This is a genomic window from Aquaspirillum soli (assembly GCF_054781915.1).
This window is the reverse complement of sequence record NZ_BAAGTM010000002.1, coordinates 349,704-363,125: the sequence shown is the minus strand read 5'-3', so window position 1 is coordinate 363,125 and position 13,422 is coordinate 349,704. Positions and strand designations below refer to the sequence as shown.

Below are 13,422 nucleotides of genomic sequence, written 5' to 3'. Positions count from 1 at the left end.
GATAACAATGAAATCTGTTTGGCTCGGGGCATGGTTAGCCAGTCTATCCTTGACTGTGTTAGCCGACACCCATTCTGTTGTGACACAGGCTGGCGATTGGCAAACTGCCAATCAACACGTGGCGCAATTTCCGCGTGGTCATGCGGATATTGTGAAATGGGAAGCACAGCACGCCGCTCCCCCACCCACCACAACGCCCCCTCACGATGCCGCTGTGTTGCCGCTGGCTTCTGCTGCCGAGGCGGTGCGATTGGCATGGCAAGCGCATCCCAGTTTGATGCGACCATTGGCAAAGCTGGGAAACATACAACAAAATCACATTGCAGAAGGGCAATGGCTATTGCTCACCCCACAACAGTATCAGCGTATCGACCATGCTGAAGATGTGTGGGAAACCGCTTATGAAGCGCGCCGCGCTTGGGTATTGGCTGTGGCGGCGGAACAGATGCAGCGTTATCAAGCGGATGCCTTGAGCGCTGTCGAAGCCGCTGCTGAACTTGGGCAACGGATGGCCAAAGTGGGGAATTGGAGCCAACTGCAAGCCGCACAACAACAGGCCATGCTATTACAAGCCAAGCTACAAACCCAACGCAGTCAATATCAAGCAAAACAACAACGACAACAACTGCAACAGGTATTAAAGCAGTGGGTGGTGAGCCATTCCCAGCCGTTGACATTGCCAGCGCGGTTGCCTGATGTTCCAAAACAAGCTTTGTCAGCGCATGAATTTCAACAGCATCTGCAACAAGTCTTGCAACAATTACCACGCAAAGAACAACTGGCGACACAGGCGAATGCCGAGTTTAGCTATCAAGCCTATCTGACCGCTTATCAACAAGCCAGCAGTTATCAAACCCAAATTGTGCCGCTACAGCAGCAAATTCATGAGGAAACCCTCTTGCGTTATAACGGTATGTTATTGAGCACATGGGATTTACTTGCCGAAACTCGTAACCGTGCCCAGACCATCCGCGATGCAATTGAAGCAAACCGCGATTTTTGGTTGGCAGAAATGGAGTTGTTGTGGGTGTTGCAGGGCAACCCACCAAAACACCCAATTCAATTATCCAGCGGCAGCGCGGGTGCGCCTGCTGGCGCGGCAGCGCATTGAGCGCATGGGAGAACAAAAGATGACGATTGATCTCAATAAACGCCGGTTATTTTTAGGTACCGCCGCCGCCGTTGTAGGCGCAGGGGTGGCACGGGCGGCACTCGCTGCATTGCCAGAGCCGGTGTCTCAGGCCTCTGTTAAAACAGCTGCCCCACTGTTTCCGCCAAATGGTCGCCCCTATCGCCCAGTGGTGACGCTCAATGGTTGGACTCTGCCGTGGCGGATGCGTGATGGTGTGAAAGAATTTCATCTGGTAGCTGAACCGGTGGTGCGTGAGATGGCACCGGGTTTTGTGGCGCAACTCTGGGGGTATAACGGCCAAAGCCCCGGCCCAACCATTGAAGTGGTTGAAGGGGATAAAGTCAGGATATTTGTTACCAATCGACTGCCCGAACACACCAGCGTGCATTGGCACGGCCAGCGGTTGCCGAATGGGATGGACGGGGTGTCTGGGTTGACACAATCGGCGATTCCCCCCGGTAAAACCTTTGTCTATGAGTTTACTGCCCGTCGCCCGGGAACGTTTATGTACCACCCTCACGCTGATGAAATGGTGCAAATGGCCATGGGGATGCACGGCATGTGGATTACCCACCCCAAACAGCCTCACCCATTGATTGATGAAGTCGATCGTGATTTTTGTTTTTTGTTAAATGCGTTTGATATCGAACCAGGTAGCAAAACACCAAAAGTCAACACCATGACCGATTTCAATATCTGGGCATGGAACAGCCGCATTTTTCCGGCGATTGACTCACTCAATGTGCGCTTGAATGACAAGGTGCGGATTCGTGTTGGCAATCTCACCATGACCAACCATCCGATTCATCTACATGGCCATGAATTTATGGTTACCGGTACGGATGGCGGGCCGGTACCTAAAAGCGCACGCTGGCCAGAGGTCACCACCGATATTGCCGTTGGGCAGATGCGACAGTTGGAATTGATTGCCGATGAAGAAGGCGATTGGGCGATGCACTGCCATAAGAGCCACCACACCATGAATGCGATGGGGCACAACGTCCCGACCATGATTGGTGTCGATCATCGCGGTTTGGTGCAGAAAATTCAAAAACTGGTGCCAGATTACATGGTGATGGGTGAGCGCGGTATGGCGGACATGGGCAGTATGGAAATGCCATTACCCGATAACACCGCGCCAATGATGACCGGCCACGGCCCATTTGGCCCGTTGGAAATGGGCGGTATGTTCACGGTGTTAAAAGTGCGGCGACACCAAAAGCCGAATGATTACAGCGATCCGGGGTGGTTTAGCCATCCGAAAGGAACAGTGGCGTATGAATATCGTGGCGCTGTTCCGACTGCAACGGCAGCAAAACCACACACCACACAGCCGGCTGAATGGCGCGTGCGGCAAAAAAATCCCACCGACGGACATCATTAAATACAGGATAGGATGTGAGATGAAAACATTATTTTTGGCATTAAGTCTTAGCCTTGCCACTACAACAGCGTTGGCTGCTGGCAGCCATGACCATCAACACCACACCACAGCAGCCATTGGCGAGCCGGGACAAGGCAAGCCGATTTCGCGCACGGTGGCGGTGGTGATGTCGGACAATATGCGTTTTGAACCAGCACAAATTAAAGTAAAAGCAGGGGAAACCATTCGTTTTGCGGTGAAAAACACCGGTAAATTGCAACATGAATTTACGCTCGGTTCACAAAACGATTTGCTGCAACATTATGAAATGATGAAAAAATTTCCCAATATGCAGCATGAAGAGCCCAATACGCTATCACTAGCCGGTGGAACTGAAGGGGAATTGCTGTGGCATTTCAACCAAAGTGGTGAAGTGCATTTTGCGTGTTTATTTCCCAGTCATTTTCAAGCTGGGATGAAAGGGAAAATCCATGTTCAGCGTTAAACAGACCCCGATTGTGCTGGCGCTGGCGGTGTTAAGTGCTGCCACGCTGTTTCCAACCATAAGCCATGCTGAATCGTCCCATCAGCATCATGCGACTACTGCGCTACCGCCGTTGGCTGAGAGTGAGGGAGAAGTCCGGCGGGTGGATCTCGCCGCAGGAAAAATCACCATTAAACATGGCCCAATTGTGGCATGGGATATGCCACCGATGACGATGGTGTTTGCTGTCGATCAACGTGCTCTTTTAGAAAAAATCGAAGTCGGGCAAAAAGTGAAGTTTCAAATTAAGGATGATAAAAAGCGCTTGGTGATTGTGCAAATTGACGTGCAATAGTCGGAGTCAATAAAAAAGCTGGGTGAGATGGTTCACCCAGCTGTTTAAACGGCCTCTGTTACCGTGTGATTGGCGACAGCAGTTTACGATTTAACACCAAATTTCTTACCCCGTGCGCGTGGTCTTCTTTAAAGGCATTGCCCTTACACCATTCACCCACCGTTTTGATATTCACCTTTGCCACCTTAGGCCGAACACTCCAACTCACTTGTAAGGGTGAACCTTGTTCGTTATAGGTGGGGCCGGTGGTTGAGCCGGCATATTGAATAGGTTCGCCGGTGTTGGTTGGGATGCCTAACGCTTGTTGGTAGCCGTTTTTCTCGCCATGCCGTGTCAGTTCGTTAAAGTCCAAGGCTTTCGGATCATTGACCAGCACATATACCTGTGCTTCCACGCGCAGCTGTGGGTTTTTCACTGCTTCGCTCAAACAGGCGCCCAAGGTCGGGCCCGGTTTGACTTGTGCCGATGAGTGAACATAGTGCAATTCGATGGTATCGCCAGATTGTAGGCTACCGTGGGCACTTGGACAGACGCCGTTTTTCACGGGGGACAGTTCCGATTTGCTCAGTTTGCCGGAATACTTAAACCCAGTTTCATAGCCATGCCCGTCACCATTGCCTGCATAAACAGTAAATTCCCCGCCTTTGTGCTCGGCGTTTTTATGGAAATGGATGTTACACAAGTTCATCTGTGTGTAAGGCGGTGCGGTGTTAAAGATGATCGGATTATTGCCTTCAACAGCGTCGATATCACGCGGTGCCTGTGGCCCGAAGCCTTTGTTTTCGGTGTTTTTGGCTAAGTTGGCTTCTTGTTCGATGATGACTTGATCGGAAACAGGGCCATGTGAACCGTGGGAGGTGTCTCGTGCATTGGCATGAATCGGGAGCATGGCAGCGGTGGCTAGCACGAAAAGCATGTGTTTTTGCATGATGTCTCGCTTTGTATTGGGTTAAGGACAACCTTGCTGTTGTTACTGCTGGATTTTGTTTTTTTGTTCGATTGTTGCATACGCTGTATGAATAGCGTATCCGGAAAATCTTAAGCGATTTGTTAATGTGCTACAACAAGAAAATTTTTTTGCTGCAAGGTGTCGACTTAATACAAACTTGAAGGGCAAAACTGGACATGCTGACCGCCGTGTTAGGCCATCCCGTTGGAGATACTGATTATTTTCGGAAAGTCGCTGTTAGCACCACGTTGCCACGCGTGTCTTCTGAGGATGCGTTGATAAATTGGTGAACTGCATCTGGTGATTCTAAGCCCCAGATCTTTGGTTCTAATTCTTCTCTGGTGTAATGATAGATTTCTGGTTTGCCATTTCTATCAACCATTTTATAGGGAATACCACCTTTTGGTAAATAAACGATGTGAACCTCAAGAGATTCATGGTCACCTAGTTTAAACTTCCAAAAGGTTGAGCCATCATGAGTTTGAATTGTATCGCTGACTAATAAATAGTGTTTTGCTATTAGCTCATAAGCCGTTATGCCTAACCCCAAACCTCGAAAATCTTGAATGAAATAAGCACTTTTTATTTGCGCGCCTTTCTCTAAACAGGTTCCACTGTCACTTAGTTTTTGAAAATCAACATTGCCTATTGGATATGGAAGGGATTTTTCTTGCATGATTTCTACTGACACTGCGCCACAATGCTCTCCCTCCATGAGAGAGAATCGCACTGAAAGCTGATTGGGGCCAAAGTTTTCAATGATTTTGGCGTCAACGATAGTGTTGATTTCATATTCTGCTAGTGTGCTGCAGCTAAGTGGTATTTTTTCATGCACATCTGTAATAATAGTTGGACACATATCTTAAGTTGCCTGAGTGGATGATTTTTGCTCCATGTTAATGAATGAGAGTCGTGCTTTGATCTGAAGAAAAAAGATCTGGCGCACATTCGTTGATATATTGCATAAACTCCTCAGTGCTAATTTTTAAGTTCCAATTTTCAGGCTGGAATGTAGTAACTTTCATTTTTCCTGTTGTTTTACTTAATTGAATCTGAGCAAGAGGAATGATTTTAGAATGTGCTGTTTCTTGCCAGTGTGATTCGACAATATAGTATTGAACGAGAGAGTCGGAATCCTTAGAAACAAAAATAGAGAAACTTACCCCGTTCGATGTAGTAAATGTTCGATTTGTTGTGATTGCTTTGGATGTCAGTCTATAAGCGGAAAGTGTTTGTAAACGCATAATAACAACCTCGATTCTTAATGGTGTTGTCTCTCCATGCTACAACATTAGTGGAAGCAATACACAAAGAGACTGCGCCTCAGCTAAAAAATTCACACCACACAAATTTGCTCTCACTGCAGTTGCAAAAATCCGCTAATCCTTGCTGCCACCGGCATTTAGCGGGTTTTCGCTTTTTTCGAAAAATTCATTGTTTCTTGCTATCGATACCATCCATCTAATCAATTAGATAAATCATTTTTTCTTGTCTATGCTGTAGCCATCAACTGTTTGTTCAGTCTGACATCACAGCAAGGCCGTCAGGGTGGATGTGTTTTGTGCGATACCTAAAACAATGGAGAAACACCGATGAGCAATGAGAAAAAATGCCCCTTTGCGGCAATGCACGGCGCACGCACTACACATGGTGCACAATCTAATCGCGATTGGTGGCCAAAGGCGCTGAACCTCAACATTCTCCATCAACACGCCCCTGCTTCTAATCCCCTTGGTGGCGACTTTGACTATGCCAAAGCGTTTAACCAACTCGACTACGATGCCCTGAAACAAGACTTGTATGCCTTAATGACTGTCTCACAAGATTGGTGGCCGGCGGATTGGGGGCATTATGGTGGTTTGTTTATCCGTATGGCGTGGCACAGTGCTGGTACTTATCGTACCGCTGATGGCCGAGGGGGGGCAGGTACCGGTAACCAACGCTTTGCCCCTATCAACAGTTGGCCAGATAACGGCAACCTCGACAAAGCCCGCCGCTTGTTGTGGCCGATCAAACAAAAATACGGTAACAAAATTTCATGGGCTGATTTGATGATTTTGGCGGGGAACTGTGCTTTAGAATCCATGGGTTTCAAAACCTTTGGTTTCGGCGGTGGCCGCGCAGATATTTGGCAGCCAGAAGAAGACATTTATTGGGGCGCAGAAAAAGAATGGTTGGCGACAAGCGACAAAGCGAATAGCCGCTATTCCGGTGAACGTGAATTAGCTAATCCTCTGGCGGCTGTGCAAATGGGGCTGATTTATGTCAATCCTGAAGGCCCAGACGGTAACCCCGATCCTGTTGCATCCGGACGTGATGTGCGTGAAACCTTTGCGCGGATGGCAATGAATGATGAAGAAACGGTGGCGTTGGTCGCCGGTGGGCATACCTTTGGTAAAGCACATGGTGCCGGTGATCCAAAATTAGTTGGCCCTGAGCCTGAAGCCGCACCGATTGAACAGCAAGGGTTAGGTTGGTTCAATCAATTGGGTACCGGTAAAGGCGTGCATACCACCACCAGCGGCATTGAAGGGGCGTGGAAACCCAATCCGACGCAGTGGGATAATGGCTATTTTGATATGTTGTTTGGCTATGAATGGGAGCTGACAAAGAGCCCTGCTGGTGCACATCAATGGGTGGCAAAAGATTGCAAACCAGAGCATTTGATTCCCGATGCTCACGATCCATCGAAAAAACACCCACCGATGATGACCACAGCGGATTTGTCATTGCGTTTCGACCCAATTTATGAACCCATCTCGCGCCGTTTCCACCAAGACCCTGCCGCATTTGCCGATGCTTTTGCACGCGCTTGGTTCAAATTGACACACCGCGATATGGGGCCAAAAACCCGTTATTTAGGGCCAGAAGTCCCAAGCGAAACCTTAATTTGGCAAGACCCGATTCCTGCTTTGGATCATCCTGTGATTGACGCTGCTGATATTGCAGCTTTGAAACACACCCTGTTGGCTTCGGAGGTGTCGATTGCTGAATGGGTGGCGACAGCATGGGCCTCGGCTTCGACTTTCCGTGGTTCTGATTTGCGTGGTGGAGCGAATGGCGCCCGCATTCGGTTGGCACCGCAGAAAGATTGGGCAGTTAACCAACCTGCACAATTAGCCAAGGTGTTGGCTGTGTTGGAAACGGTGCAACAACAATTCAATGCTGCTCAAACTGATGGCAAAAAAGTGTCGCTGGCTGATTTGATTGTGTTGGCTGGTTGTGCTGCAGTCGAAGCTGCCGCGCAAGCTGCTGGTGTATCGGTCACTGTGCCCTTTACCCCGGGGCGGATGGATGCGACACAAGAGCAAACCGATGTGGCGTCGTTTGCTGTGTTAGAACCGGCAGCCGATGGTTTCCGTAACTATCAAAAACAAGTTTATGCCGTCCCTGCCGAGGAAATGCTGATTGATAAAGCCCAGTTGTTGACCTTGAGTGCACCAGAAATGACCGTGTTGGTCGGAGGTTTGCGAGTGTTAGGCGCAAATGTTGGTGGTGCAGCAGAAGGTGTGTTCACCACACAGCCACAGGTCTTGAGCAATGATTTCTTTGTTAACCTGTTGGACATGAGCACTGTTTGGCGGCCTACTGCTGATGATGCCCAACATTTTGAAGGACGTGACCGGCAGACCGGCCATATTAAATGGACAGCAAGCCGTGTGGATTTGGTCTTTGGCTCTAATTCGCAATTACGCGCTTTGGCCGAGGTCTATGCCCAAGACGATGCAAAAGAGAAATTTGTGCGTGATTTTGTTGCAGCGTGGGATAAGGTGATGAATTTAGATCGTTTTGATTTGCAACACTAATTCCCTTGCTTGAATCCCCACACGGGAAGGCATCGCAGCGCGGTATCGAATCTGATACCGCGCTTTTTGTTGTGCTACAGCTTAAACCGTCCAACCATATCTTGTAACTCATGCGAGAACTGATTGAGACCATGAATCACGGCTTTAGCATCTTGCAAAGCGTCTTTTCCTGCTTGTGCCATGCTGCTGATTTGTTCTGCGGACTGAGCCATTTCAACCGTTGCTGCCGATTGTTCTCGTGCTGACAGTGAAATTTCCTCAATTTGTTGTACTACACCCAACACATCGCGTTGAATCACCAAGATTTTTTCTGAGACCACACTCGCCATATCGGCACCGGCTTTCACTGAATCATGGGTGGCCTGCATTTTGCCAAGGGCATGGCGCGAATGTTCGCGCATTGTGCTAATGGTTTGGGTGATTTCAACGGTGGCTTGGCCGGTGCGCTCGGCCAGTTTTCGTACTTCATCTGCCACCACCGCAAACCCTCGCCCTTGCTCACCGGCACGGGCGGCTTCAATCGCAGCATTGAGCGCTAACAGATTGGTTTGGTCAGCAATATCGCGAATCACATTGATAACCGAGTGAATTTGTTCGGCACGCTGGTCAAGTTCATTCATCACCCCAGCTAAATCATCAACCGCATTGGCAGCACCATGAATTTGTCCGGCTAAATTAGCGACTTCTGCTGCCGAAGTGGCTGACTGTTGGCCAGTGGCTTGCACTGTTTTTTCTGCGTCGTGGGTGTGGCTGGCAATTAAATTGATGCTGGTGGTGATTTGTTCGATGGTGGCGGCGGTGGAACTGGCCATATCGCTTTGGGTAGCTGAATCGTCAGCTAACCGCTTGGCCATGTCTTCTAAGGTTGCAGTGCCTTGAGTCAATTTACTGGTTTCATCACGCACCATGACAAACATCTGGCGTAATTGCCCCATAAAGGTGTTGAAATGGCGGGCAATATCGCCGATTTCATCTTTTGAATCAACTTGCAGTTGAATGGTTAAATCGCCATGCCCAGCGGTGAGGCTGTGCACCATATCGCGCAGTTTTTGTAACGGGCGTGCAATTACATTGCCTAGCCACAGTGAAATCAACAACGCCGCAACCAACACCACACCACCACTGGCTACGGCATGGAAAATGGCTTGTTGGATTTTTTGGTCCACAATATCGCTTTTCACCTCTGCTACGACAACATAAACTCTGCCTTTGGGACTGACGATTGGATACAATACTCCTCGCAAATCACCATAGCTCTGGCTGGTATCAGTAAATGAGGGTTGTCGGCTCCGCATCACTTCGCGGGTGAGTGGGTCGAGTGTGGGTACATCATTGGGCTGAAGATAAAAATCAAAGTTGGGATCGGCCAGTTGCTCTTTGCTTAAAGAAGATTGCCCATAAAAAATGTTTCCTTCATGCTCGACATAGCTATAGAGAAACTCCACCTTCATTGCTTGGCTGGCTTCTGTCAGGCGAACGCTTTCCTGCCGTTTTTGTTTGAGATTAACTTGATTACGTGGCGGTAACTGATCGTGATAGTCCACGCCAAGAATATAAGCATAAGCTTGTGAAGCCATCACCAGTTGATTGTCAATTTCAGCCAGTGCGGCTTGTTTGGCGTTGTAAGTGGCTTGAGCGGTGAATAACCCAACACTAAGCAGCGAAACAATCATGAAGGCCAGTTGTAGCTTATGTTTTAAGCGTAAATTTTCGATCCATCTCATAGAAATACTCACCTTTGCTTTGATTTTTTATTAGAAAACAAATGAAAACGGTTCTTATTTGTTAAGAAAAACACTTCTTCATAAATTAAACGATTGTTCTGACTTTTTCCAGTGTTCACGATTAAAAAAATCGGTTTCATGCTGTTTTATGTATTTAAATCAGCATAATGTGACAAACCACTTTAGGAAAAGCAAAACAAATGCCAATTTAGCGATGGTAGAGACTAGGCTAGCGATAGCGTAAAATAACGATAATGGTCATTTTTTGATAAGAGGTTTATCTGATGTGGTTTAAAAATGTAATTTGCTTTCGTTTACCATTACAAAATATGCCAACGGCTGAACAGTTAGAAACGGCATTGCAAAAACGTCCATTTTTTCCCTGTACCGGATTGCAGTTGAGTTCGGCGGGATGGGTGCCGGTGTTGCCGCAGCAGGCAGATAGAATGACGTGGTCAAATCCAGCTTGTTCGATGTTGATGCTGAAACGGGAAGAAAAAGTGTTGCCGACCAGCGTGGTGAAAGAACGGCTGGCGCAAAAAGTGGGACAAATCGAAAAAGAAGAACTACGTCGTGTGGGTAAAAAAGAGCAACGTACGCTTAAACAAGATGTGATTGATGATTTATTACCGCGTGCTTTTGCAAAGTCACGCACGATTCAAGGTCTGCTTGATCGTGAACGCGGCTATTTGCTGATTGACGCCGCACAAGCAAAACGGGCGGAAGAATGGCTGAGTGTATTGCGCGAACATCTCCCTGTTCTGCCGCTGAGTTTGTTTCACACCGAACGTTCACCGGCCAGTGCGATGACAGAATGGCTATTATCTGGGCCACCAACAGATTTTGCCTTAGATAATGACTGTGAATTAAAAGATGGAAATGGCGCGGTAATTCGTTGTTTACGGCATGACTTAACCTTGCCAGAAATTCAACAACATGTATTACAAGGTAAAACCGTTAGCCAATTGGGTTTGGTTTTTCAAGAGCGGGTGCGTTTTACATTGACTGAATCGTTGCAATTAAAACGAATTGGTTTTTTAGATACGGTACAACAAGAAGCCAGCGAAGAAGGCGAAGACCCTGAAAGTTTATTTGTGGCGACCGCCAGTTTAATGCAGCAAGAATTGTCTTTGTTATGGCAATCCTTGCTGCTGGCGCTTGGCGGAGAAATTGAAATGAATTAACTGCGGGCGAGGCGGTCAATTGTTTCTGATGCTTGACGTAAGGCCGCCTCGCGCAATTCCGCGCCCATATTCAAACCCTCGGCATACACATAGTGTAGTGAGCGCAAGCCGATAAAATTCAAGAAAGTGGTTAAGAACGGTGTTTGACTATCGGCGGCTGTGCCGACATATTGCCCGCCGCGTGCTGCCAGCAAATACACGGGCTTATCTGCAATTAAACCGACTGGGCCTTGTTCGGTATATTTGAAAGTCACACCAGCGCGGGCAATGCGGTCGAAATACGCTTTCAATGTGGACGGCACACCGAAGTTATACATCGGCACTCCAATTACCACCGCATCAGCAGCTTGCAATTCAGCAATCAGATCATCCGATTCTTGCCGCCGTGCCATCGCAACATCATCTAAGCTTTCGCTTGGTGAAAAGAAGGCGGCAATATCGCTATCACTCAGATGGGGCAAGGGATTGGCGGCTAAATCGCGCACAATGATTTGTCCATCGGGATGCTGTGTTTGCCAGACGTTGGCAAATTGTTGTGCCAGTTGTCGCGCTTGACCGGTGGTTGAGAGGCTGGATTGAATGACTAACAGTGTGGCCATGAGAAAAATCCTTTCGTAGAAAATGTGCAATCGATGTGCACAGCTTACGAAAGGATGGCGCAACAAGATAGCGAAAGTTTTTCGCCATCTTGTTCAGTATTTTTGAATTAGGCTGACCACGCGGTAAGAAAGGCTTCCCAATGTGGCTGTGATTTTTGTGTCAGGGCATGGCGCAGTCGATCACACTCGGCTTGGTATTGCGTTTGATCGAGTTGGCCGCGCATCATTTGAAAACGCAAATACACCAAATAAGTGTTGGCGGCATCGGTTTCACAATAATCACGAATCGCTTGTTCCTCACCGGCTAAGTATGCGCTCCACACTTGGCTGCCGTCCATGCCTTGTTTCCCCGGAAAACCACATAACCGCGCTATATCATCCAACGGTGCATTGGCGCGTGGCTGATACATGGCGAGAATATCCATTAAGTCCAGATGGCGGGTGTGATAGCGGCTGATGTAATTATTCCACTTAAAATCGCGGTCGTTATCACCTAAATCCCAATACCGTTCAGCACAAATTCCATGCAGCAAGGCGCGGTAGTGCAAGGCGGGTAGATCGAACCCACCTCCATTCCATGTCACCAGTTGCGGCGTGTATTTTTCAATTAACTGAAAAAATTTTTGAATGACCTCGGCTTCACTGCTGCCGACATGACCGAGGGTGGCGATATGGATTTTGTCGTCCCACCGTAAAACACAAGAAATGGCCAACACCCGATGCAGATAATGTGGCAAAAAATCAGAACCATTTTTCTGGCGTTGGCGCTGAAAAGCATATTCAGCAACATCGGTGTCGGAAATATCCGCTGCAAAGCCATGTAATACCCGCAACCCTTGGACATCAGGGATAGTTTCAATATCAAAAGCAAGAATAGGCTGTTTCATGTGCGCTCCTGTGTCGGTGATAACGGCATCTTTCTATCTTGGCGCACATGATACAAGTCTTGCGATTTAATCGGCAAAATGTGGCTGGGTATTTTGCATCGCGGCCATCACTGCGCTTTGAATATCATTCGATAACAACATCGACGCATTCCATGTCGCAACATATTCCAAGCCTTCAGGAATACTGTGATCGCGGCTGTAGTTTAAGACTTGTTTTGTGCCGCGCAGGGCTAAAGGCGATTTGGCGGCCAAGGCACGCGCTTGGGTAAAAGCATGTTCTAACAGCTCGGTTGGATCGGCTAATACTTGGTTGACCAAGCCGCGCCATTCGGCCTCTGCTGCCGCGACACGACGACCGGTTAAACACCATTCACGGGCAATGCCTTCTCCGACCAAACGCGGTAGCCGTTGCAACGTGCCAACATCTGCCGCCATCGCCATATCAATTTCTTTGACGGCAAAATAGGCATCTGCACTGGCATAGCGAATATCTGCCGCGACGACTAAATCAATCGCACCCCCGACACAAGCGCCATGCAGCGCCGCAATCACGGGTTTACGACATTGCTCAATTGCATTGGCAACCGCCTGTAATTCAAGAATTTTGCGCCGTAATTTTTCCCGTTTCCGTCCTTCACAATCATCCGCAATCAGCTGTGAAAGCTGCATCAACATCGCCAAATCAATCCCTGCACAGAAATTTTTCCCTGCACCAGACAACACCACCACGCGCACACTGGGTTCACCATCTGCCCACTCAAACGCTTGGCGTAGCGATTGCCACAGCGGATCGTTCAGGGCGTTGGATTTATCGGGGCGATTGAGTTCGAGGTGTAAGACATGGCCCTCTTGCGAGAGATTGAGATGAGGAAAGGTAGGATGAGTCATGAAAAAAGCTCCGAAACAGTGGCAACGTGACAAAGGCATTGCGACTGTACG

At 48.3% G+C, this 13,422-nt stretch carries 13 protein-coding genes; 6 read left to right on the top strand and 7 right to left on the bottom strand.

Going from position 1 to position 13,422, the window contains the following annotated elements; genetic code table 11:
• The first annotated feature begins 7 nt into the window (after positions 1–7).
• Genes ACYVJG_RS03665 through ACYVJG_RS03650 form a run of 4 tightly spaced genes read left to right on the top strand, consistent with a single transcriptional unit; the run spans position 8 to position 3,334 of the window.
• Complete coding sequence (locus ACYVJG_RS03665; RefSeq protein WP_460429840.1) at positions 8–1,111, top strand: hypothetical protein; 1,104 nt, start codon at positions 8–10, stop codon at positions 1,109–1,111.
• Between the two features lie 19 nt (positions 1,112–1,130).
• A complete protein-coding gene (locus ACYVJG_RS03660; RefSeq protein WP_460429839.1) occupies positions 1,131–2,516 on the top strand; it encodes a multicopper oxidase family protein in 1,386 nt (461 codons plus the stop codon).
• A 19-nt stretch (positions 2,517–2,535) separates the two neighbouring features.
• A complete protein-coding gene (locus tag ACYVJG_RS03655; protein ID WP_460429838.1) occupies positions 2,536–3,000 on the top strand; it encodes a cupredoxin domain-containing protein in 465 nt (154 codons plus the stop codon).
• Positions 2,987–3,334: a copper-binding protein gene (locus ACYVJG_RS03650; RefSeq protein ID WP_460429837.1), complete on the top strand. Its 348-nt coding sequence runs from the start codon at positions 2,987–2,989 to the stop codon at positions 3,332–3,334. Before ACYVJG_RS03655 ends, ACYVJG_RS03650 begins: the two co-directional genes overlap by 14 nt.
• A 58-nt stretch (positions 3,335–3,392) precedes the next feature.
• Here the strand turns inward: ACYVJG_RS03650 and ACYVJG_RS03645 are convergent, their stop codons facing one another.
• From ACYVJG_RS03645 to ACYVJG_RS03635, 3 genes are all read right to left on the bottom strand, one after another.
• The gene (locus ACYVJG_RS03645) at positions 3,393–4,250 is read right to left on the bottom strand and encodes a delta-class carbonic anhydrase (protein WP_460429836.1); all 858 of its coding nucleotides are present in this window, start codon (positions 4,248–4,250) and stop codon (positions 3,393–3,395) included.
• 250 nt (positions 4,251–4,500) lie between these two features.
• Positions 4,501–5,142: a hypothetical protein gene (locus ACYVJG_RS03640; RefSeq protein ID WP_460429835.1), complete on the bottom strand. Its 642-nt coding sequence runs from the start codon at positions 5,140–5,142 to the stop codon at positions 4,501–4,503.
• Positions 5,143–5,179: 37 nt separating this feature from the next.
• Positions 5,180–5,527 (bottom strand): hypothetical protein, encoded by a 348-nt coding sequence (locus tag ACYVJG_RS03635; RefSeq protein ID WP_022653189.1) that lies wholly within the window; start codon positions 5,525–5,527, stop codon positions 5,180–5,182.
• A 348-nt stretch (positions 5,528–5,875) separates the two neighbouring features.
• On the opposite strand from ACYVJG_RS03635, the gene katG reads away from it, so the two are divergent.
• Entirely contained in the window at positions 5,876–8,089 is a 2,214-nt protein-coding gene (katG, locus tag ACYVJG_RS03630; RefSeq protein ID WP_460429834.1) for a catalase/peroxidase HPI, read from the top strand.
• Between the two features lie 74 nt (positions 8,090–8,163).
• Here the strand turns inward: katG and ACYVJG_RS03625 are convergent, their stop codons facing one another.
• Positions 8,164–9,813, bottom strand: coding sequence for a methyl-accepting chemotaxis protein (locus ACYVJG_RS03625; protein WP_460429833.1), 1,650 nt, complete (start codon positions 9,811–9,813; stop codon positions 8,164–8,166).
• Between the two features lie 284 nt (positions 9,814–10,097).
• On the opposite strand from ACYVJG_RS03625, the gene ACYVJG_RS03620 reads away from it, so the two are divergent.
• On the top strand, positions 10,098–10,997 hold the full coding sequence (locus ACYVJG_RS03620; RefSeq protein WP_460429832.1) for a recombination-associated protein RdgC: 900 nt from the start codon (positions 10,098–10,100) through the stop codon (positions 10,995–10,997).
• On the opposite strand, the gene ACYVJG_RS03615 is transcribed toward ACYVJG_RS03620, so the two are convergent.
• From ACYVJG_RS03615 to ACYVJG_RS03605, 3 genes are all read right to left on the bottom strand, one after another.
• Positions 10,994–11,596 carry an FMN-dependent NADH-azoreductase gene (locus ACYVJG_RS03615; protein ID WP_460429831.1) on the bottom strand — a complete coding sequence of 201 codons (603 nt, stop codon included), beginning with the start codon at positions 11,594–11,596 and terminating at the stop codon, positions 10,994–10,996. The genes ACYVJG_RS03620 and ACYVJG_RS03615 overlap by 4 nt on opposite strands.
• A 107-nt stretch (positions 11,597–11,703) precedes the next feature.
• Positions 11,704–12,483 (bottom strand): 3'-5' exonuclease, encoded by a 780-nt coding sequence (locus ACYVJG_RS03610; protein WP_460429830.1) that lies wholly within the window; start codon positions 12,481–12,483, stop codon positions 11,704–11,706.
• Between the two features lie 66 nt (positions 12,484–12,549).
• Complete coding sequence (locus tag ACYVJG_RS03605; protein ID WP_460429829.1) at positions 12,550–13,371, bottom strand: crotonase/enoyl-CoA hydratase family protein; 822 nt, start codon at positions 13,369–13,371, stop codon at positions 12,550–12,552.
• Between the last annotated feature and the right edge of the window lie 51 nt (positions 13,372–13,422).

What these genes read in the sequence shown, in the direction of transcription:
- ACYVJG_RS03665 (WP_460429840.1), top strand. Translation starts at nt 8, where the DNA reads ATGAAATCTGTTTGGCTCGGGGCATGGTTAGCCAGTCTATCCTTGACT.
- ACYVJG_RS03660 (WP_460429839.1), top strand. Translation starts at nt 1,131, where the DNA reads ATGACGATTGATCTCAATAAACGCCGGTTATTTTTAGGTACCGCCGCC.
- ACYVJG_RS03655 (WP_460429838.1), top strand. Translation starts at nt 2,536, where the DNA reads ATGAAAACATTATTTTTGGCATTAAGTCTTAGCCTTGCCACTACAACA.
- ACYVJG_RS03650 (WP_460429837.1), top strand. Translation starts at nt 2,987, where the DNA reads ATGTTCAGCGTTAAACAGACCCCGATTGTGCTGGCGCTGGCGGTGTTA.
- ACYVJG_RS03645 (WP_460429836.1), bottom strand. Translation starts at nt 4,250, where the DNA reads ATGCTTTTCGTGCTAGCCACCGCTGCCATGCTCCCGATTCATGCCAAT.
- ACYVJG_RS03640 (WP_460429835.1), bottom strand. Translation starts at nt 5,142, where the DNA reads ATGTGTCCAACTATTATTACAGATGTGCATGAAAAAATACCACTTAGC.
- ACYVJG_RS03635 (WP_022653189.1), bottom strand. Translation starts at nt 5,527, where the DNA reads ATGCGTTTACAAACACTTTCCGCTTATAGACTGACATCCAAAGCAATC.
- katG (WP_460429834.1), top strand. Translation starts at nt 5,876, where the DNA reads ATGAGCAATGAGAAAAAATGCCCCTTTGCGGCAATGCACGGCGCACGC.
- ACYVJG_RS03625 (WP_460429833.1), bottom strand. Translation starts at nt 9,813, where the DNA reads ATGAGATGGATCGAAAATTTACGCTTAAAACATAAGCTACAACTGGCC.
- ACYVJG_RS03620 (WP_460429832.1), top strand. Translation starts at nt 10,098, where the DNA reads ATGTGGTTTAAAAATGTAATTTGCTTTCGTTTACCATTACAAAATATG.
- ACYVJG_RS03615 (WP_460429831.1), bottom strand. Translation starts at nt 11,596, where the DNA reads ATGGCCACACTGTTAGTCATTCAATCCAGCCTCTCAACCACCGGTCAA.
- ACYVJG_RS03610 (WP_460429830.1), bottom strand. Translation starts at nt 12,483, where the DNA reads ATGAAACAGCCTATTCTTGCTTTTGATATTGAAACTATCCCTGATGTC.
- ACYVJG_RS03605 (WP_460429829.1), bottom strand. Translation starts at nt 13,371, where the DNA reads ATGACTCATCCTACCTTTCCTCATCTCAATCTCTCGCAAGAGGGCCAT.